Genomic DNA, 19,245 nt, shown 5'->3' with positions numbered 1-19,245 from the left:
AGTCGTTTGGAATGATCCGAACTTAAGGAGGTTGGCGAACATGGCAAAGAAAATGCCGGAAATGGAAGATTATAAATATGGGTTTCGCGATGAGCATAAAGCGGTTTTCCAAACGGGAAAAGGCTTGACTCGCGAGATCGTTACCGAGATTTCCAGAATGAAAGGCGAGCCAGAATGGATGCTCGATTTTCGTCTGAAATCGTTCGAGCAATTCGAGAAAATGGCTATGCCTCGTTGGGGCGGCAATTTGGATGATCTGGATTTCAATGATATCCAGTACTATGTAAAGCCGTCCGAGAAGCAAGGGAAAACGTGGGAAGAGGTTCCTACGGAAATTAAAGAAACGTTCGACAAGCTCGGTATTCCTGAAGCGGAGCAAAAGTTTTTGGCCGGCGTATCCGCTCAATACGAGTCTGAGGTTGTTTACCACAGTATGCAAAAAGAACTCGAAGATCAAGGCGTTATCTTCACGGATACCGATACGGCTTTGAGAGAATATCCGGAATTGTTCAGAGAGTATTTCGGTACAGTAGTTCCACCTAGCGATAACAAATTCGCAGCTTTGAACAGCGCGGTTTGGTCTGGAGGAAGCTTCATCTATGTTCCAAAAGGCGTTAAAGTAGACATTCCGCTGCAAGCTTATTTCCGTATCAACTCCGAGAACATGGGACAATTCGAGCGAACTTTGATCATCACCGACGAAGACAGCTTCGTGCACTACGTAGAAGGTTGTACTGCTCCTATCTACAGCACGAATTCCCTGCATAGTGCGGTTGTTGAGATCATTTGTAAGAAAAACTCCCGTGCCCGTTATACAACGATCCAGAACTGGGCGCCTAACATTTATAACCTGGTTACCAAACGTGCCGTGGCTGAAGAAAATGCAACCATGGAATGGGTTGACGGTAACATTGGTTCCAAGCTGACGATGAAATATCCAGCGGTTGTATTGAAAGGCCGTGGCGCTAAAGGTATGGTGCTTTCCATCGCTGTTGCTGGCCGCGGTCAGCATCAAGATGCCGGTGCGAAAATGACTCACCTGGCACCTGAAACGACTTCTACCATCGTATCCAAGTCGATCAGTAAGCATGGCGGTAAAGTAACTTACCGTGGCTTGGCTTCCTTCGGACGTAACTCCGCTGGTTCCAAGGCTAACATCAAGTGCGATACGTTAATCATGGATAAGGAATCCACTTCGGATACTATTCCATACAACGAAATCATGAACGACAACATTACATTGGAGCATGAAGCTACTGTATCCAAGGTATCAGAAGATCAATTGTTCTATCTGATGAGCCGTGGCTTAACGGAAGCAGAAGCTACTCAAATGATCGTTATGGGCTTTATCGAGCCGTTCACGAAGGAACTGCCGATGGAGTATGCGGTTGAAATGAATCGTCTGATCAAATTCGAGATGGAAGGTTCCATCGGTTAATATAATCTATAAAAAAATGAGCTCGTTCCAAGAGGAACGGCTCATTTTTTTATTGTATTACATGTATACTTCCTGAATTTCCAATTCGGGGTAGTCTGATAAATTAATAAACTGCTCTCCGATTTTAATTAAGGGCCTGAAAAAGTCCGTCGGATGTGTCATAACAATGATACCGTTTTCACCATTGTTAAGCAAAATTCGTTTACCGATGAAGTTAGGGATCATATTTCGGATGAATACTTGCGTTATTTTAGGATCCAGTTTGCCGAAGCTGAGCTGATGCAGCTCTTTTAATACATGCAGTAAATCCTGCTTTTCCTGATAAACTCTGTGCGAGATCATGGCACTGTATACATCGGCAACCGCCACGATTTTGGCAAGAGGGTGAATATCTTTGGCATGAAGCTTGGAGGGATAGCCTGTTCCGTCCAGACGTTCGTGATGCTGAAGCGCGGCTAAAGCAATAGCCTCCGGCAGATCGGATGTGAGAATCATTTCATATCCGTATTCGGCATGTCTTTTGACTTGATCAAATTCTTCGTCCGTCAGCAATCCCGGTTTTTGGAGAATGGCATCGTTAATGCGGCTTTTACCAAGGTCATGCAAATAACCGGCTTTACCTGCAAAGAGAGCTTCGTTCTCCGGTTGTCCTAGCCACTTGGCGATATAATAGGAGATCATACCTACTTGAACACTGTGCTGGTACGTGTAATCGTCTTTATTGTTAAGTGTCAGTAATAAAGAGACGACATCTTTCTGTTGTACAAAATGATTGGCAAGGGGGGCAAAGCTCTGCTCCACTTGTTTTTTATCGATCTTGCCTTGCGCGGTTACTTGATTAAACAAATCTTTGATACCACTTACGGCTTCCTCATAGGCCGCTGTTTGAGAAAATGCTTGAGGCTGTTCGGCCTGTGCTACCGCTGGCTTTATTTCCGCGGTTTGCTCTTGTTGTCGCATCATGATGTCGACATAATCGATGTTGTGCAGCTGAAGCTTGTCAATATCATCGGCATTTAAGACGGTGTGAGCAGACACGACAAGGAGCCCATTCCAATTAAAAACGTCCGAGCCAGTCCGATCCCCAACTTGTAAATCCATGACAGAAATTCTCATATCCGTCTCTCCCAATCACAGTGTACGTTATAAGCTAATTAATATAAAGTTATGGTACCAAGAATGTATTATATTGGCAACCTAATTATAAGCATTTTGTCACATAAAAGGGAGAAACGGCGAAAAAAGTCAGCACTACATACCTATGTAACGACTGTATAAGCTTTTAGCCATGACTGGGTCATCCGTACCTTGAACGATTAGACGGCCATCGGAAAATAAAATCAGGGTCAAAGTATCGTTAGGATAAAATTTTAGTAAAAACGGATTAAGCTCCACACGTCCGAGGGGCTTCCACTTATCCGCCCAATCAGACAGGACGAAGGATGACGGAGTCACCGGCTGAATCTGAACAGAATTTCGTCCGCATAAAGACTGGATCGTATCTTCCTCAGCTTCCTGCTGCAAATACTCATAATGTCCTTGACCACAGGCAGGGCAGTCCGATTTGCGAGCTTTGCTCACGTCCACGGCAGCGTGCTGGTTATACCATAAGTCCCAGTGAACCATTTTGCGATTCAGTTGTGCTTGAGCGCCGACGAGAAGCTTGAAGGCTTCAGCAGCTTGATGTGAGGCGACGGTATGAATTATAGGACCGATGACCCCTGCTGTATCGCATGTTTCTGTCGTTCCTTGAGCAGGAGCTTGTCCAAACATGCAGCGGAGACAAGGCGTCTCTTCAGGGACGATCGTCATGGACACGCCGCGGGAGCTGACCGCACCGCCGTAAATCCAGGGGATACGATGCTTTAAGCTTACGTCATTGATAAGAAAGCGTACTGCGAAGTTATCCGTCCCATCCAGAATCAAATCGACGTCAGATAGCAGAGCTTCGGCATTGGCAGGATGGAGGTCCGCAACGATAGGTTCCATGGTAACCAGTGAATTGGCCTGCTGGAGCCTCTTGGCTGCGGCCATCGCCTTAGGCTCCGAAGATGCCGCATCGGCCTCATCATAGAGCATTTGGCGCTGCAGGTTGCTAGCCTCAACGAAATCCCGGTCGATGAGACGTACGAAGCCGACCCCTGCACGCACCATATGATTCGCGAGCACCGTTCCAAGAGCGCCCATGCCGACAATCGCTACGCGGGATTGCATCAGCTTCGTCTGGCCCTGTTCCCCAATTGGTGCAAACAGCAACTGGCGTGAATAACGCTGTGCAGCAGCAGATGTTAGAGATTCGTTGTTCTGATCGTTAGTATTCATTGATGCGTTTCTCTCCTTTATACTAAGGGGTTCCATGGCCCCAATTGATGTCCTTTCCATTCGGAACCGTCTTCCCATATTTCCTTTTTCCAGATAGGTACAATCTGCTTGAGACGTTCGATGGCATAACAGCTGGCTTCATAAGCCGCTTCTCGATGGGGTGAAGAAACAGCTATCACGACGCTGATTTCTCCGATATCTACCCTCCCGAGCCGATGGGTTATAGCACACATGGTACCGTTCCATCGTTCGTGGATTTCAGCAATGATTTGCTGCATCGTTTTGAGAGCCATCGGTTCGTAAGCGGTATATTCGAGCAGGCAAGTTTTTTTGCCATGGGTCCATTCTCTTGTTGTTCCTGTAAAGGTCAGGGCAGCCCCGTGATTCGGGTGCAGCACTTTAGAGGTGACCGTCTCGATAGAGATCGGATCGTAGGTTATTTCGACAAGCTGCGGTTGTCCTCCCGAAACAGGAGGAATGATAGCAATCTCATCTTGTTCATTAATCAATTGATCATCAGGTGCATAGCTGTGATTAACGGCTACGAAAGCTTGAGCTAATGAACGGGCGGCTTCAGGATGCTTGTCCATTAGCCATTGTTTTAAAAGAGCAGGTGTCAGTGCGGAATCAGGTTCCCAATCTATCGAAATAAGGGAGCTGCCTAGCTGCTCCGCCAAGCCTGCAAAAACGAATAGTTGCAGCTTCATCTCATCACTCCCATGGTTTTACTAACAGCATACCATAATATAACGAGATAGTGATATAATAGAAGGGTTTCGTATACATATAAAGCTTATACTTTAGGGAAGCTGGAGGGGTATTGAATGAATATTACCGTATATGATGATTTAGGTGGATCGGAGCAATGTACCGTTGCGGAAATGAGCTCTTTGGCCCCTAACCATTTTCCGCTCAAAGAGCGCGTTCCTGGAGTAGAAGGTCAAGCTTTTGAACTGAAATCTTGGTATCATGCTTGGATGAACAAGCGCCAGGTTAACACGGATCGTGAGCCTGTTTTGATGAAGGTTGAGGCAGTCGACGAGTTTCAAGCAACGATACCTTGGAATCAATTGAATCAAGCCGTGTTTTTGTATGAGCAGGATGGGAAGCCACTGCAAAAAGGATTTCCAATACGACTTTATGTACCAGATGGAAGCAGCGAATGCTTGAATGTGAAAAGTGTAGTCACCATATGGTTCGAATATGATCAAACCGTTAACGAAGCATCCTACGGCTTTAAGAATAGGATTAGCATAGATGAACTGAAGATGAACAAATAGGAAACCTAAGGTGTACTAGGAGGGGCTGGCGACCATGAATTCACCGCTTTTGCGGCTCAGAATTATTCATTCTAATGATATTCATAGCCATTACGAGCAGATGCCCCAGATCGCTGCCGCGTTTCATGAGCTTCGTGCTTCGGCAGGTGAAGAGCACACGTTGACGCTAGATATAGGGGATCACTTAGACCGCATGCGCCCAGAGACGGAAGCGAGCTTCGGAAGCTATAACCTAGATATAATGGCAGCTACAGGTTATGATGCGATCACAATTGGCAATAATGAAGGCTTGACGTTTACGAAAGAGGCATTGGCTGACTTATATACTAAACACCCGGAAATCAAAGTGCTGTGCAGCAATTTATTCGATGCTGCAACCGGGGAGATACCTGATTGGGCTCATCCCTATCATATCTTCATAAAAGGCGGCATCAAGGTTGGATTGATAGGGGTGACAGCATATTATGAACAATTTTATAAGCTGCTCGGATGGAATATTGAGGAGCCTGTCGGTATAGTGCAGCGGTGGGTTGAGAAGCTGCGTCCCGAGGTGGATGTTCTAATCCTTATGTCCCATCTCGGGCTGAAGACGGATGAAAGGATCGCTCAGGACATTCCTGGAATCGACGTTATATTAGGCGGTCACAGCCATCACTTGCTTGAACAGCCCTTGCGCATAGGCAGTACACTTGTATGCGGGGCGGGCAAATTCGGTCAGTACGTTGGGGTAGTCGATCTACAGCTGGATGCATTCACTCGCAAGCTGACACAGATGGAAGGTTATGTCCGTAAAATGGAAGCAGAGCCAAGTGATACACGGGTTGCTGCCGCTATACAGAAATTCGGAAGCGAGTCGAAGGATACGCTTAGCCGAGAGGTAGCTTATTTGGAACAGCCTCTGCTCGCGGAGTGGTACGTGGAGGCACCACTTGGCAACATGCTGGCGGCAGCACTTAGGCACTGGGCGGGAGCTGACGTTGGTATTGTGAACGCTGGGCAATTTCTAGAAGGCTTGGAGCAAGGAACGGTGACAGCAGGCCGGCTGCTTGAAATATGCCCATCACCTATTAATCCTTGCAGGATATCGCTGTCAGGCGAACAAATCTTGCAAGCGCTGGAGGAATCTCTCCTTCCCGAGTTTACGCAAAAGCAAATTTACGGCTTCGGATTTCGTTGTAAAGTACTGGGAATGCTGAATATAGACGGGATTAGGGTTGAATATGATGCCGCAGGTCCCGCGCTATCCAAAATACGTCGCGTATGGATCGGTGACGAGCTGTTGGACCTTGACCGAACTTATGTTGTCGGTACGGTAGATATGTTTACTTTCGGGATTGGTTATTTGTCTTTGTCCAAAGGAACGGATGTTCAATATTTCTTGCCGGAGTTTTTGCGGGATGTTATACAGAAAGAGCTTCATAATAAGGAGGCTATCTCGGCAGGCAGCAGCAAACGCTGGTTCGCCTGCTAATGCCTCACTAAAAAAGACTGTTGGGCCATTAGTGGCTTCAACAGTCTTTTATATGCCATCACTTGCTTAAGATAAGTAGAGATACAAGGCAAACACTGCTGCCAGTACAAAACGGTAGTAAGCGAAATAAGTGAGCTTAATTCTCGAAACAAGCTTAATAAATGTAACGACGGCAAGCAAGGCGACGATGAATGATACAACGAAACCTACTGCGAAAAATCCGATAAGGTCCGGTGTAAGCAATTTGTAGGCCTTTACCAAGGACAATCCGGAAGCAGCGAACATAAGCGGAATTGCGAGAATAAAAGTGAAATCGGCAGACGCTCCACGGCTGACACCTGATAGCATCCCCCCGGCAATGGTTGCACCGGACCGAGAGAAGCCCGGCCAAACGACGGCTAATATTTGATACAAGCCGATGTAAAGCGCTTGTTTGTATGTGATGTCATCCAGTTCCTGCGCGGGTTTAGGATTAGTTGATTTTTCAGCTATGATAAACAGCACACCGCCGACGACGAGGCTCAAAATAACGGTCTTTGGAGAGAAGAGATGTGCATCGATCCAGTCGTTAACCAGCAAGCCTACAATACCTGCAGGTAAAATACCGATCAGGATATGGAGTAAATTCAATTTCTTTTTACCGATACGGGCTCGATCCTTTTTCAGTCCAAAAAGAAGTAAAATTCGGTTCCAGTAAATGACAACTACAGCCAAAATGGCTCCGAGCTGAATAACGACCTCGAACGTTTTTATTATAGCAACGTCTTCAGGTATACCTAGTAAGGCTTGTGTTAAAATCAGGTGCCCTGTAGAGGACACAGGTAAAAACTCAGTAAGCCCTTCAACAATTCCCATAATAATTGAAACCCAATAACTTAACATAATTGCCTCCTACTTAGTTTGTGCGAACCTACTCTATTTTAGCTTGTAAAGGTATGTCCTACAATACCTGCTTAAGAAGTGCGGACAATCTTTACAATTCCTTAATAAACAGAAGAGAAAGAATGAAAAATGAATGAAAAATTGTCGAAATATGTTGCTCTTTTGCGAGTAATCCTTTACTCTAGGCATAGAGAATCAAATCTTTACTTTTAAAGAAAGAAGACGTGGTTTAATCATGCGTTTGCTTCCGCTGAGTATGGTTCGCCCCGGCATGAAGCTCGGGAGAAGGATTTACAATGAAGAGGGACTTATCCTTCTCGGAGAACGTGTCGAATTATCGCAAAAACTGATCCAGCGGTTGAGCGAGCATGGTATTGAGTTTGTATATATAGATGACCCCAGAACGAATGACATCACCATTCCTGACATGATTAGTGAAGAGACGAGATTTAAAGCGACTTCAGAAATTCGAACTTCTTTTCGCAGTATGATGGAAACCTCTGTCAAACGGAAAACGGCAAACAATAAGCAGCTTGGAAAAACGTTCGGCAACGTAATGAAAATGATTATAGACGATCTGAGCAGCCATGAGGGCGCGATGATCATGTTGACGAACATTAATGTAATGGATGATTATTTGTTTCAGCATTCATTGAATGTGTGCATTTATACAACGCTGCTTGGAATGGCTCACGGCTACAACCGGGAGGATCTGACAACGCTTGGACTTGGCGCTCTCCTGCATGACATTGGCAAAACCCAAATTCCACTGGAACTGCTCCGCAAAAACGGCAAGCTTACCGATAACGAATTCACTCAGGTTAAAAAGCATGCAGAATACGGCTATCAGCTGCTAAAAGATGAGCCTAACATTCCTCTCATTACGGCACACTGTGCGTTTCAGCATCATGAACGTTTAGATGGAAGCGGGTATCCTCGGGGGATTGAGGGCAGTGATATTCATGATTATGCCCGTTGGATCGGCTTGGTTGATTCCTATGACGCAATGACGACTCACCGAGTATACCGAAAAGCACTGCTTCCGCATCAAGCCATGGAAATATTGTATGCAGGAACGGACACGTTGTATGAAAAGAAAAAAATCGAATTGTTTCGGGACCATATCGCGATTTATCCAATTGGGATCACTGTTACTTTGAGCACTGGGGAAACGGGAACGGTTGTCGGTCTAAATCATATGGTTCCCCACCGGCCGATTGTACGGATATTGACGGACGAAGAGGGGCAGCAGCTCAATGCTCCATTTGATGTGGATTTGTCCGAAAAATTATCGATTTTGGTTACCGGGGTTAATGAGGATCTGGCATAGCCATCATACATACAGTGAGATGAACCCGGGAATCCGGGTTTTTTTGCTTGAACTACTTCGCTGCACAGCCGCTTTCTTTCAGGCAATTGTCTGTAAAGGAGGGAATTGCTCCGATTAGTTTCATTTTGGTGCGTCATACGATACAATAGGTGGTAAAAATACTTTATACAGTCAGGTGTGAACTCAACATGATGATAGATAAACTGAACCCCGTTCTACCGGCAATAACACCCGCGTACGATCCTTGGGATCCGATTCGTTCTTTGCAGAAGCATGGAAAACATATGCTCACAAGCGTAGAACTAACGGTAACCAATTTGTGCAATATGAGGTGTGAGCATTGCGCGGTGGGAGAGACGTTAACAATGACGGAAGGCCCACGAATTCCGGTAGCTAAGGTGCTGCAGCGTCTGGATCAGGTGGAGCATCTGGAGACCATAAGCATTACCGGCGGAGAGCCAAGCTACCATGAAGCAACCGTTAGGGATTATATCGTTCCGATCTTGAAATATGCGCGGGAACGGGGCGTAAGATCGCAAATCAATTCTAACCTTACACTGAGCTTGTCGCGTTACGAGATGCTTGCTCCATATCTCGATGTCATGCATATTTCCTTCAACTATTTAAATGCGGATGACTTCCATCAAGTGGGCTTTGTCCGTACAGACCGAACGGTTAAGCGGGATACGGCGGCTAAGCTGTATGAACGGATGATTGAAAATACGATGGAGCTGAGCCGCGGCGGAATGTTCGTATCGGCTGAATCGATGATCAATTATCGAACGCATGAGAAGCTGTCTGAGATTCATAAACTAATCGTAGAGATGGGATGCCAACGCCATGAAGTCCATCCGATGTACCCCAGCTCGTTCGCATCGAACTTGCCGGTGTTATCGCTGGATCATTTCCGCAATGCGATTCATAGGCTGCTGGACAGCCGTGACCGTAATCTGTGGATGCTGTTTGGGACGCTTCCCTACTATGCATGCAGTACGCAGGAAGAAGATCAGCGCATGATCCGTAGACTTCGGGAAGAGCCGAATGTGACGGTACGTAATGATCCGGATGGTCGTAACCGATTGAACGTGAATTTGTTCACAGGAGACGTATATGTAACCGACTTCTCCGATGTACCTGCATTAGGTAATATCCATAACGATACCTTAGAGCAAGTATTCGAAAGATGGGCGGACCATCCATTGAACGGATCCGTTAATTGCCATTGTCCTGCAGCCCAATGCTGCGGACCCAACCTTTTGGTTGTTGATACGTACTATAAGGAAATAGATTTTATGAAACGCAAAGCGGTTGTTTAATATCAGAGCCTTAACTGGATTACCACAGGATAAACAGTTTGATCATCACACAAAAAGGAGTTTGAGGTTCCTTGGGATTTGATTGGGGTTTGATCGCGCTAAATATCATTTTGGTACTTCTGTTGGTTCTATTAAACGGTTTTTTCGTCGCGGCCGAATTTGCCCTCGTCAAGGTGCGCACAACGCGGCTGCAGCAGTTGCATAATGAAGGTGTGGGAAAAGCAAAATACGCGCTCGCCGTAACGAAGAAGTTGGATGCCTACCTATCCGCTACTCAGCTTGGAATCACGTTAGCTTCCTTGGGGCTAGGTTGGCTTGGTGAGCCGGCCATTTCCCATTTGATTGTCGATCCCTTGTTTGCTATGCTCCATTGGAATGAAGCCTGGTACAGCTCGGCGCTATCCGTATTTATTGGATTTGCAACGATCACCTTCTTACACATTGTGTTAGGAGAGCTGGCGCCTAAATCGCTAGCCATTCAAAAATCGGAAGGAACGTCTCTTTGGCTGTCAGGGCCTTTACTCGTGTTTCACAAAGTGTTTTTTCCCGCCATTTGGCTGCTGAACGGAGCTGCTAACCGAATGCTTCGTCTGATCGGTGTACAACCTGCCAATGAGCATGATGCTGTGCATACAGAGGAAGAAATCAGAATTTTAATGAATCAGAGCGCCAAGAGCGGGCATATCGACAAGGACGAAATGGTGTTGTTCGACAACATATTCGAGTTCTCCGATCGTGTAGCCAGAGAGATTATGCTCCCGCGGACTGATATGGAATGCTTATTTGCCAACCTGTCCTTTGCCGAGAACTTAAAAACAGTCTACCGTACGAAGCATACGCGCTATCCTGTGGCAAATCACGATAAAGATACCATCGTCGGATTCGTCCACATTACCGATCTGTTAACAGCAGATCCGGATGAAGACCATGATCTTAAATCGTTCGTTCGCCCCGTGCTGATGGTTCCTGAATCGATGGAGGTCAGTCACGTATTGAAGCTCATGCAGAGAAAGCATTCTCAGCTCGTCATTGTCGTGGATGAGTATGGAGGTACTGCAGGGTTGCTTACAACAGAGGATATTCTAGAAGAGATCGTTGGGGAGATTCATGATGAGTTCGATGAAAATGAGCGCCCAAGCATTGAGAAGAAGGGCGATCAGTATTCAGTAGACGGCCGTGTGCTGCTGGAAGACCTGGATGATTTACTCTCGTTAGGCATTGAAGACGATGAGGTGGATTCCATCGGCGGCTGGTTGTTCACTCAGCTTGAAGGGGCGGTAGCCAAAGGGAAAAAGCTCATGTACGGAAATTTTGAATTTGAAATCACAGAGATACGCAGACTTCGAATTATGAGGGTGTGCATCACCCGCAAGGAGCAAGCAAGTCAACTAAAAGGTACTCAAGAATAAGAATAAAGGGTAAAGGGGAATTGCCCATTTATGTCTCTGAGGACGATTTTGTTTTGCGCCATGGGAGTCATACTGCTCTATGGATTATTCACGATTGGATTTCCTTTTTTGCTGGCCATGCTGATAGCCATTTTTTTGGAGCCTGTCGTGCAATGGCTGATGAAGCTCGGAAAAATGAACAGGGTGTTTGCCGCTTCAATTGCTTGCACCTTGTTTACGGGCGTGATGCTTGGATTTTTTTACTTGGTAGGGTTTAAAATGGTGTCAGAGCTGATTCAGTTCTGGAAGTTCGCCCCGGATTATTTAAACGATGCAAAGCTGTTTATCGAGGATACAACAGAGAAGACGCGATTGTTCTACAACTCGCTTCCTTCTGGAATGGCAGAGCAGCTCCAGGGCTGGATCGAATCAGGGATCAATACCGTTACGGATAATATTAAGGGGATCGTGACGGCGGTTTCGGCATATTTCTTGAATGTCGCCAAAACAATTCCGAATTTATTTATTTTCTTTGTCGTATTCGTGATCGGATTGTATTTGATATCGATAGGCTTGCCTGGAGTATACCGATCTTTTTTGAATTTGTTTGATAAGCTATCGCAATCGAAGGTGATTGCCGTACTTAAGGATTTGCGCCGTGCGGTTCTTGGATTTTTGTTTGCACAGGTACTTATCAGTTTTCTTACTTACATAGTTACTCTGATTGGGCTGTTGTTCTTACGGGTGGATTACCCCCTCGCGATTGCTCTTTTAATTGTTATTGTTGATATACTTCCTATACTTGGAACGAGCGCAGTATTGGTACCCTGGGCATTGTACAGCTTCCTGGCTGGAAATGTGCATCTGGGCATAGGGTTGTTGGTTCTGCTTGTGTTTATCATGATCTTCCGCAAGCTGATCGAGCCCAAAATTATTGGCGATGCCGTAGGAATTAACGCTCTGGCCGCTCTAATGAGCATGTATTTAGGCTTCAAATTAATCGGTGTCATCGGACTTATTTTCGGTCCCGTCCTTATCATTGTATTCCAAGCGCTGCGGAGAGTCGGGCTGTTGAAAATCAACATTAAACTGGATTAACTGCGGCTAAGACGGTTATCGCGGCTAAGTCTTCATGGGAATGGCACATAAAAAAGGGAAGGTCCTAATAATGGACGCTCCCTTTTTTTATTTTCAACAGTCTTCCAAAGCTTTAATAAAACCGTCGAGCCCCCATATATTTAGGCCCCCAATAGCTGTTATCCAGCTTTTGAATATAGATGCCCATCGAGCGCGTCGCAGAGATGAATTCGCCGTTGCCGATATAAATCCCTACATGGGATATGACACCGGGATCGTTAAGAGCAAAGAAAACCCAATCCCCTGGCTGCAAGCCCGCACGTGCAACGCTTGTCCCCATCACAGCCATGTCCGATGAAGAAGTACGATTGAATGTGACGCCGAATTTATTGAACATAAAGGAAATAAAGCCGGAGCAGTCGAAGCCGTCGGGAGTCGCACCTCCCCAAACATAAGGAACACGCATATAGTTCGAGGCATCCGCTACGATTTGTTTTTTGACAAGAGCATGGGATATGGAGGTTTGGGTTGCGGTATCGACCGACCCGGTTACAGGCAGGCTATAGGCTTGTTGGAAGTCACGAACAGCTTGCGCCGTAATCGACCCGAAGTAAGCCGTATTATTTGGGTATGTAAAGTAACCTAATATCTTGAGATTGCTCTGCAGGCTGCCGACACTGCTGCCGGACATACCTTGAGAAAGAACGGTTGATGCTGTTCCTACAGCGGATGCTTCTGCGTAGACATGTTCGCCGCCAGTAAGCGGTATTATGGAGGATATGCCGATAAGTGCTGCTGTCAAACCTATTGCAAGCGTTTTCTTCAAAGATGAGTCAACTCCCTCTCTCCCTAAAATCGGGGTTTGATGAATTTGTTCCCATTTTATAATCATAATGGACAAGACGGCAATGTATAAATATTGGTAGTAGATTTTCTCACTAAAGGAGGCAGTCATCCATGTTTACGCAGGAGAAAGTATGGTGCCCGTATGTTGGCCCCTGTGACCCTTGTCCACCCATCCGAGAAAAGGTTTATTCGACCCCCCCTCAATTGTATATTTCGTTCCAGCCGCCTAATCTTCCTCAATGGTCTCCCAGAGAGGCTTTAAGGATGGGAACGTTGTGGCCCGCGCTATACAGTCCTTATGAACCGAGATGTTAGGAAGGAAGGGAGGACTCTTCTATGGAAGAAAGACGAATGCCAGACCATTACTACGTAATGCTGGAGGAGCTCCAGGCCATTGATTTCGTTCTGGTAGAGCTCACACTCTATCTTGATACCCATCCTCTTGACGGCAATGCCCTCAATCAATACAATGAATGCGCCCAGCAGCGGATGCATATGGCTCATCAGTTTGAGCGAGAGTTCGGTCCGTTGAAGAGCTATGGGCAAAGCTTTTCAGGCTATCCTTGGCAATGGATCGATACACCTTGGCCTTGGCAGGTTTGATCGTCTCGGACCGATAACCGAAGGGAGAGGAGCAGTGAAATGTGGATATATGAGAAAAAGCTGCAGTATCCGGTCAGGGTAAGTAAGTGTGATCCTCATATGGCAAAGCTGCTGTTGGAGCAATATGGTGGGGCGGACGGTGAGCTTGCGGCGGCGCTGCGCTATATGAATCAGCGTTATTCCATACCTGATAAAATCATAGGGTTGCTTACGGATATTTCGACTGAAGAATTTGCTCATCTCGAGATGATTGCAACCATGGTGTATAAGCTGACAAAAGACGCCAGCATAGAACAAATAAAAGCTGCGGGCTTGGACCCGCATTATGTAAGTCATGACAGGGCATTATTTTATGAGAATGCATCGGGGGTCCCTTGGACGGCTGCTTACATTCAAGCTAAGGGAGATCCGATTGCCGATTTATATGAAGATATTGCAGCGGAGGAGAAGGCAAGGGCGACGTATCAATGGCTCATTGATATGACGGATGATGTGGATCTTCAGGACGGGCTGAAATATTTACGGGAAAGAGAGATTGTCCACTCCCTAAGGTTCCGTGAAGCCGTAGAAATACTAAAAGCCGAGCGGTGTGCGAAGAAAGTGTTTTAATGTAGGAGCGATTGGTATGAATAAATAACGAAGCATCCCGACAAAGCCTTTAGTGAGCCCGGGATGCTTTTTTTAATTTAGGTTTAACAAAAAAAAAGAAGGAGCAGCCTATAGCCGCTCCAATTCAAATATTTATTTTGAAAAATAAAATACGATAGCGGCGACGATGAGAAGGATGATGATGATCCAGGTGATAGTACCGGCTTTGGAGCCGGTTTTTTGGTCAGGAGGGGACGCAGGCTGCTCATTCGAGCTCAAGAATGTACCGCAATACTTGCAGACAATGTCTCCTTCACTCATCTTTTCATTACACTTTGAACAAAATTTCACCATTTGCACCACCCGCAATCTGATGGGATTTTGTTGAAAATGATTAGGCGCTTCATTACATATGTATGGTACATCTGGGGTTCCATCCATATCTAAAAGAGAATGATTTAGGCTACTGCAATCTAATTACGTCTAGATCAATAATTATTGCTTATTGTCATCATTGACAGAGCGGCTATGAGTTTCCGATACTCCCGATGGGATATCAGATTTATTAATCCCCCGCTAGAGATTCGTTCCATTTCCAACACTTTTGAGATCAAGGCATTAAATTTACGAGGAAAACTACTCTCACCAGAAATGTTCGTGCGCACAACCTTGATACACCAACGTTTTGTTTGACATTGATCATAAATCATGGTTGTATAAAAGAAAAAAGCAATTCGGAGGAGTTAACCATGAAACCGACTTTATCAAAGCCGGAAGCGATGATTTTTGATTTGGACGGTACCTTGTTCCAAACGGAAACACTGCTGCTGCCAGCTTATCACGCTACATTCGATCAGCTTCGGGCTGAAGGAGCCTATACTGGAGCTACCCCGCCGGAGAGCGAAATATTAGGCAGCTTAGGCATGCTGCTCGAGCATATTTGGCAGAGGGTTATGCCGGATGTTGATGTTCAAGTACACCGCAGAGCTGACGATCTGCTGCTGGATTATCAAATTCAAGGCTTGCTGCGTGGCGAGGGACACCTATATGAAGGTGTAGCTGAAACTTTAACGGCATTACGGGATCATGGTGTTCGTTTGTTTGTAGCGAGCAACGGGCTGGAGCCTTATGTAAAGGGTGTTGTCCAACATAAAGAGCTGGGACCATTATTTGAAGGATTATACAGCGCTGGAGAATTTCAGACACGCTCCAAAGTAGATCTGGTACGCATGCTGATGGAAACTTACGGAATTAAGTCTGCTTGGATGGTTGGAGATCGTTCTTCGGATGTGGAAGCAGGACGCGAGAACGGATTAACGGTCATTGGATGCGATTATGCGGGCTTTCGTAAAGAAGGAGAGCTGGAAGATGCGGATGTTCGTATCAGTAGCTTCTGTGAATTACTGGAATTGATGCAATCTAAATAAGCAGCAAAATTTAAAAAAGTTGCACTTTGTTCTACTTTTTTTGCTGGTAATAGTTGGGGAGGCTGAGTTATCAGCCTCCCTATTTTTTTACTTAAAAAAGCTTTTCTGACGCGTTTTTAGGCCCTATACAAGTTGAAATATTTTACATACATCAACTTTTTTTGGATAAGCAGGTATGCCGATGGAATATTTTGCACCATGAAATCCCTATGTGCCCATGCTACACTGAAGTGGCTCAAAAACACCAACGCAGATTTCACTGCTGCCCGGTGTTGAGCCAAATCATAATAAAGGCCAAAGCTTAATAGAAAGCACGGGGGACCCAAATCCTTGGGGTGAAGCCGCGCAAGCGGCAGGGTGATTGACCTTTGACCCGAATCCGTCAGCTAACCTCGTAGGCCGCGAAAAGGAGAGGTTTAGATTGAATAGATTGATGAAGGTTGTTTTGACAGGTGCTCTGGCTCTTAGTCCTGTAATCGGTGTGACTGGAGTTTCGGCGGCTCCTGTAACAAATGAGGTCTCAGCTACAAAAGCATCCACTTTATCTGTAGCTGCCAAAAGGGACAAGGTTGTTAAAACCGCATTGTCCTTGCAAAACAAAGTCCAATATGTACCTTGGACTCAGCGTCAAGAATCCCATGCTCCGTACAAAACGGACTGCTCTGGATTCACAGCTTTAGTTTACAAACTTGCAAATGTTGGAGTAACTCTAGTGGATAGAGACGATGATCATCAAGCCAAAGTTGGCACGAAGATCACTTCCTATAAGAATTTGCAAAAGGGCGACTTGATTTTCTTCGGTAACCTGGGCAGCTCGAAGAGCTTGAAGGATGTTGGTCATGTCGGGATTTATATCGGCAATGGAAAAATGATCCACAACCTCAACAGCAAGAATGATGTGAAAATTAGCGACATTAACTCCAGCTATTATAAGAGCAGATTTATCGTTGCTAGAAGAGTAATTAAATAATACGACACTTACCTTAATCTATTATGAAGAAATGATGATAATTAATACCTTCCAAGCTTTGGAGAACCGTTGTTGACGGTCCGGCTTGGAAGGTATTTTTATATTATGGCAGTCAGTCAGCTTTTAAAGAATTTTAAAATCCGAGGCGTTGTGGTGATACTTAGGAATATGCCGCCTGAGATGCTGATACATGTTCGACATTCGTTCCGATTCGGTTCCTGGGCGGGTTCCGTATTTTTCGATCGTTTTCACTAAGGGGAGGATGCGGAAGGCAGAGCGGCCTCCAACCTTGATGCTGCGGACCCACGTTGGGATGAATTCCGCATTCAGGATTTGAACCGTACCGTCATCATTTTTTCGAATATGAATCTTGTTAATAAGGCCGGTTAACGTATGATCGTTTCTATATAAGCGGGTAGAAATAAAATTGCCTAAGGAATAGGTCGCGTACCTCTTCCTCTTAACGCCGTGAATATCTCTGGATTCATAGAAAAGCGCCGGCTGGATGACGTGAGAGTGGGCGCCCAGAATAATGTCCGCTCCATGCTTGAACAGTAATCTGTAGTATTTTTTTTGCTCCTCGTTTGGATATTTACTGTATTCCCTCCCGAAGTGCATACATACGATAGCAAGATCTACGCCTTTCGCCTTCAATCTTTTAAGGTCGGCAATGATTTTACCAGGGCGAATCAGGTTGACTGCCCAAGCTTGATCTGAAGGCACAGGAATCCTATTTGTCGTTTTAGTATAGGACAAGACGCCGATTTTGATTCCTTTGACATTTTTAATCAATAATTGCTGCGACTCGTTATGCGTCCGATATGTCCCCGTATGCGCCAAGCCTTTGGAATCCAATATCCTCAAGGTACGCTTAAGTCCATTAATTCCACAATCCATACAATGGTTGTTTGCTGTTGTCAGTACATCAAAGCCGAGCCTTTTGAGTGTACCTGCGAAAGAATCGGGGCAGTTAAACAGCGGCCAGCCGGTTTTTGCGCTCCTTCTGGATACCGTGTAACCGATCTCGGTACCGGAAAACGTAGTTTCCAGATTGCCAATAGTCAGGTCGGCGTCACGCAAATAGGAAGCAACTGGCTCGAATATCTCATCAAAGGAATAACGCTTCTCCCCAGTTACCCTGGCAGTGCCGATAATTCTGTATTTCATTAAAAAATCACCGACCGCGGCGATCGTAATATCCGTACTCATGACCCATCTCCGTTTCTGTTAAAATAATCGTCTGCTGGGCCCTCCGAAGTGTGGAACCGCATAATATCATATGACCTGTGTTCTTGTCTCGTCTTACCAACATGCGCCCAAATTTCAGTAGCGCTTCAGCCTAGAAGGCTTAAGGATGGTTAATAGGCTAGGTACTCTTTCATTGACAGCGGAATAGTATAAGTAACGTCAGTTCGCAGTTTATTTAAGGGCGTACAAACCGCTGCAAATCACACGGAGGAGATCCTACAGTGAAAGGAAATTTGCATAAGTATCCCGGGAGAAAATGGTTGAAGCATGAGGCGCTTTGGAGTGAAGAGGAACTCCGCTCATTGTTACCGGAAACGGAGCTATTTTCGCCGGACTCGTTCTTAGACATGATTGAACGGCATGCGGTCCTTTTTCTCAAACCGGATCTCGGTATGAGGGGACAAGGGATTGTAAAGGTTTCGCGGGAAGAAGACAGCGCCTGTATTATCCAAACGGCCACTAAGACATACCGACATCGTGATTCTAATTTAGCCTCCAAAAGGCTGAAGCAGCTTATTGGGAACAAGAGGTATATTGTACAGCAGGGGATCGATTTGATTCGGATTAAAGGAAAACCGGTTGATTTTCGAGTCCTTCTTCACATCAGACCAAACAAGAAATGGAGATTTTTTGGCATCATGGGTAAGGTCGCGGCAAAAAATCGATTCGTGACAAACCACAGCCGGGGAGGAAAAGCCATTAGGCTGCATCAAGCTCTATCATGTACGTTTGGCATCCCTAAAGAGGACTCTTCCAAATGGGACGGACGGATCAAGACTTTGTCCGGCAAAATTGCCAAAGCGATGAAGATCCACTACCCGAACATAACAGAGCTAGGTCTGGACATCGCTATCGATACGGAAGAAAAGATTTGGCTGATCGAAGCCAATACCAAGCCCCAGTACCAATTATTCAGACACCATGCCGATCCGAAGCTTTATGACAAAATCGCTTATTCCGTCCGCGTGCTCAGAGCCTCAGCGCTTACGGCTAGAACGACACGCTGAGCGACAGCGACGGACAAATGAAGCGGCATTTGACATTTGTATGATTTGTTCA

Annotated in this window: 20 protein-coding genes and 1 riboswitch; of the genes, 13 read left to right on the top strand and 7 right to left on the bottom strand. The window is 45.7% G+C overall.

Translation table 11 applies throughout. The annotated features are described in order from the left end of the window. Nucleotides 1–40 precede the first annotated feature (40 nt). Entirely contained in the window at nt 41–1,438 is a 1,398-nt protein-coding gene (gene sufB, locus BP97_RS0105150; protein WP_028548132.1) for a Fe-S cluster assembly protein SufB, read from the top strand. 57 nt (nt 1,439–1,495) lie between these two features. Here the strand turns inward: sufB and BP97_RS0105145 are convergent, their stop codons facing one another. The 3 genes from BP97_RS0105145 to BP97_RS41385 all read right to left on the bottom strand — a co-directional run bounded on the left by BP97_RS0105145 (nt 1,496) and on the right by BP97_RS41385 (nt 4,467). Continuing rightward, entirely contained in the window at nt 1,496–2,554 is a 1,059-nt protein-coding gene (locus BP97_RS0105145; protein ID WP_028548131.1) for an HD-GYP domain-containing protein, read from the bottom strand. Between the two features lie 135 nt (nt 2,555–2,689). Continuing rightward, nucleotides 2,690–3,760 (bottom strand): ThiF family adenylyltransferase, encoded by a 1,071-nt coding sequence (locus tag BP97_RS0105140; RefSeq protein ID WP_051620374.1) that lies wholly within the window; start codon nt 3,758–3,760, stop codon nt 2,690–2,692. Nucleotides 3,761–3,777: 17 nt separating this feature from the next. Next, on the bottom strand, nt 3,778–4,467 hold the full coding sequence (locus tag BP97_RS41385; RefSeq protein ID WP_028548129.1) for a molybdenum cofactor biosynthesis protein MoaE: 690 nt from the start codon (nt 4,465–4,467) through the stop codon (nt 3,778–3,780). Between the two features lie 117 nt (nt 4,468–4,584). Here BP97_RS41385 and BP97_RS0105130 point away from each other — a divergent pair, with 117 nt between their 5' ends. Both BP97_RS0105130 and BP97_RS0105125 read left to right on the top strand, forming a co-directional pair. After that, nucleotides 4,585–5,040, top strand: a complete 456-nt coding sequence (locus tag BP97_RS0105130; protein WP_028548128.1) for a molybdopterin-binding protein — start codon at nt 4,585–4,587, stop codon at nt 5,038–5,040. A 34-nt stretch (nt 5,041–5,074) separates the two neighbouring features. Next, on the top strand, nt 5,075–6,511 hold the full coding sequence (locus BP97_RS0105125) for a bifunctional metallophosphatase/5'-nucleotidase (RefSeq protein WP_028548127.1): 1,437 nt from the start codon (nt 5,075–5,077) through the stop codon (nt 6,509–6,511). 66 nt (nt 6,512–6,577) lie between these two features. On the opposite strand, the gene BP97_RS0105120 is transcribed toward BP97_RS0105125, so the two are convergent. Next, on the bottom strand, nt 6,578–7,393 hold the full coding sequence (locus BP97_RS0105120; protein ID WP_028548126.1) for an undecaprenyl-diphosphate phosphatase: 816 nt from the start codon (nt 7,391–7,393) through the stop codon (nt 6,578–6,580). A 235-nt stretch (nt 7,394–7,628) separates the two neighbouring features. Between BP97_RS0105120 and BP97_RS0105115 the strand changes: the two genes are divergently transcribed. The 4 genes from BP97_RS0105115 to ytvI all read left to right on the top strand — a co-directional run bounded on the left by BP97_RS0105115 (nt 7,629) and on the right by ytvI (nt 12,525). Continuing rightward, nucleotides 7,629–8,723 carry an HD-GYP domain-containing protein gene (locus tag BP97_RS0105115; RefSeq protein WP_028548125.1) on the top strand — a complete coding sequence of 365 codons (1,095 nt, stop codon included), beginning with the start codon at nt 7,629–7,631 and terminating at the stop codon, nt 8,721–8,723. 188 nt (nt 8,724–8,911) lie between these two features. Next, nucleotides 8,912–10,039, top strand: coding sequence for a radical SAM/CxCxxxxC motif protein YfkAB (yfkAB, locus tag BP97_RS0105110; RefSeq protein WP_036745488.1), 1,128 nt, complete (start codon nt 8,912–8,914; stop codon nt 10,037–10,039). 71 nt (nt 10,040–10,110) lie between these two features. After that, nucleotides 10,111–11,448 carry a hemolysin family protein gene (locus BP97_RS0105105; RefSeq protein ID WP_028548123.1) on the top strand — a complete coding sequence of 446 codons (1,338 nt, stop codon included), beginning with the start codon at nt 10,111–10,113 and terminating at the stop codon, nt 11,446–11,448. 30 nt (nt 11,449–11,478) lie between these two features. After that, nucleotides 11,479–12,525: a sporulation integral membrane protein YtvI gene (gene ytvI, locus BP97_RS0105100; protein ID WP_028548122.1), complete on the top strand. Its 1,047-nt coding sequence runs from the start codon at nt 11,479–11,481 to the stop codon at nt 12,523–12,525. Nucleotides 12,526–12,637: 112 nt separating this feature from the next. Here ytvI and BP97_RS0105095 read toward each other — a convergent pair whose 3' ends face one another. Further along, the gene (locus BP97_RS0105095) at nt 12,638–13,330 is read right to left on the bottom strand and encodes a C40 family peptidase (protein ID WP_028548121.1); all 693 of its coding nucleotides are present in this window, start codon (nt 13,328–13,330) and stop codon (nt 12,638–12,640) included. 131 nt (nt 13,331–13,461) lie between these two features. On the opposite strand from BP97_RS0105095, the gene BP97_RS39545 reads away from it, so the two are divergent. From BP97_RS39545 to BP97_RS0105085, 3 genes are read left to right on the top strand one after another with little or no spacing between them, the layout of a single operon-like run. Continuing rightward, nucleotides 13,462–13,665 carry a spore coat associated protein CotJA gene (locus BP97_RS39545; RefSeq protein WP_081823945.1) on the top strand — a complete coding sequence of 68 codons (204 nt, stop codon included), beginning with the start codon at nt 13,462–13,464 and terminating at the stop codon, nt 13,663–13,665. Between the two features lie 21 nt (nt 13,666–13,686). Further along, nucleotides 13,687–13,953: a spore coat protein CotJB gene (locus BP97_RS0105090; RefSeq protein WP_028548120.1), complete on the top strand. Its 267-nt coding sequence runs from the start codon at nt 13,687–13,689 to the stop codon at nt 13,951–13,953. A gap of 39 nt (nt 13,954–13,992) precedes the next feature. Next, nucleotides 13,993–14,562: a manganese catalase family protein gene (locus tag BP97_RS0105085; protein ID WP_028548119.1), complete on the top strand. Its 570-nt coding sequence runs from the start codon at nt 13,993–13,995 to the stop codon at nt 14,560–14,562. Nucleotides 14,563–14,694: 132 nt separating this feature from the next. Here the strand turns inward: BP97_RS0105085 and BP97_RS40590 are convergent, their stop codons facing one another. After that, entirely contained in the window at nt 14,695–14,862 is a 168-nt protein-coding gene (locus tag BP97_RS40590; protein ID WP_197035412.1) for a hypothetical protein, read from the bottom strand. Nucleotides 14,863–15,290: 428 nt separating this feature from the next. Between BP97_RS40590 and BP97_RS0105075 the strand changes: the two genes are divergently transcribed. Both BP97_RS0105075 and BP97_RS35370 read left to right on the top strand, forming a co-directional pair. Beyond that, nucleotides 15,291–15,968, top strand: coding sequence for an HAD family hydrolase (locus BP97_RS0105075; RefSeq protein ID WP_028548118.1), 678 nt, complete (start codon nt 15,291–15,293; stop codon nt 15,966–15,968). Nucleotides 15,969–16,250: 282 nt separating this feature from the next. Beyond that, nucleotides 16,251–16,384, top strand: a riboswitch (cyclic di-AMP (ydaO/yuaA leader). A 5-nt stretch (nt 16,385–16,389) separates the two neighbouring features. Then, entirely contained in the window at nt 16,390–16,938 is a 549-nt protein-coding gene (locus BP97_RS35370; RefSeq protein WP_051620373.1) for a C40 family peptidase, read from the top strand. Nucleotides 16,939–17,061: 123 nt separating this feature from the next. Here BP97_RS35370 and BP97_RS35365 read toward each other — a convergent pair whose 3' ends face one another. Continuing rightward, nucleotides 17,062–18,147 carry a CapA family protein gene (locus tag BP97_RS35365; protein WP_064745661.1) on the bottom strand — a complete coding sequence of 362 codons (1,086 nt, stop codon included), beginning with the start codon at nt 18,145–18,147 and terminating at the stop codon, nt 17,062–17,064. A 260-nt stretch (nt 18,148–18,407) separates the two neighbouring features. On the opposite strand from BP97_RS35365, the gene BP97_RS0105060 reads away from it, so the two are divergent. Beyond that, nucleotides 18,408–19,193 (top strand): YheC/YheD family protein, encoded by a 786-nt coding sequence (locus BP97_RS0105060; protein ID WP_028548117.1) that lies wholly within the window; start codon nt 18,408–18,410, stop codon nt 19,191–19,193. Nucleotides 19,194–19,245: the final 52 nt, after the last annotated feature.

The organism is Paenibacillus sp. UNC451MF (genome assembly GCF_000686845.1).
Lineage (GTDB): Bacteria > Bacillota > Bacilli > Paenibacillales > NBRC-103111 > Paenibacillus_S.
This window is presented reverse-complemented; position numbering and strand designations above follow the sequence as displayed.

Bases quoted from the DNA above. Each gene is read 5' to 3' on its own strand.
- BP97_RS41385 (WP_028548129.1), bottom strand. From the start codon at position 4,467: ATGAAGCTGCAACTATTCGTTTTTGCAGGCTTGGCGGAGCAGCTAGGC.
- sufB (WP_028548132.1), top strand. From the start codon at position 41: ATGGCAAAGAAAATGCCGGAAATGGAAGATTATAAATATGGGTTTCGC.
- BP97_RS39545 (WP_081823945.1), top strand. From the start codon at position 13,462: ATGTTTACGCAGGAGAAAGTATGGTGCCCGTATGTTGGCCCCTGTGAC.
- ytvI (WP_028548122.1), top strand. From the start codon at position 11,479: ATGTCTCTGAGGACGATTTTGTTTTGCGCCATGGGAGTCATACTGCTC.
- BP97_RS0105090 (WP_028548120.1), top strand. From the start codon at position 13,687: ATGGAAGAAAGACGAATGCCAGACCATTACTACGTAATGCTGGAGGAG.
- BP97_RS0105130 (WP_028548128.1), top strand. From the start codon at position 4,585: ATGAATATTACCGTATATGATGATTTAGGTGGATCGGAGCAATGTACC.
- BP97_RS0105120 (WP_028548126.1), bottom strand. From the start codon at position 7,393: ATGTTAAGTTATTGGGTTTCAATTATTATGGGAATTGTTGAAGGGCTT.
- BP97_RS0105125 (WP_028548127.1), top strand. From the start codon at position 5,075: ATGAATTCACCGCTTTTGCGGCTCAGAATTATTCATTCTAATGATATT.
- BP97_RS0105085 (WP_028548119.1), top strand. From the start codon at position 13,993: ATGTGGATATATGAGAAAAAGCTGCAGTATCCGGTCAGGGTAAGTAAG.
- BP97_RS0105115 (WP_028548125.1), top strand. From the start codon at position 7,629: ATGCGTTTGCTTCCGCTGAGTATGGTTCGCCCCGGCATGAAGCTCGGG.
- BP97_RS35365 (WP_064745661.1), bottom strand. From the start codon at position 18,147: ATGAGTACGGATATTACGATCGCCGCGGTCGGTGATTTTTTAATGAAA.
- BP97_RS0105140 (WP_051620374.1), bottom strand. From the start codon at position 3,760: ATGAATACTAACGATCAGAACAACGAATCTCTAACATCTGCTGCTGCA.
- BP97_RS40590 (WP_197035412.1), bottom strand. From the start codon at position 14,862: ATGAGTGAAGGAGACATTGTCTGCAAGTATTGCGGTACATTCTTGAGC.
- BP97_RS0105145 (WP_028548131.1), bottom strand. From the start codon at position 2,554: ATGAGAATTTCTGTCATGGATTTACAAGTTGGGGATCGGACTGGCTCG.
- BP97_RS0105075 (WP_028548118.1), top strand. From the start codon at position 15,291: ATGAAACCGACTTTATCAAAGCCGGAAGCGATGATTTTTGATTTGGAC.
- yfkAB (WP_036745488.1), top strand. From the start codon at position 8,912: ATGATGATAGATAAACTGAACCCCGTTCTACCGGCAATAACACCCGCG.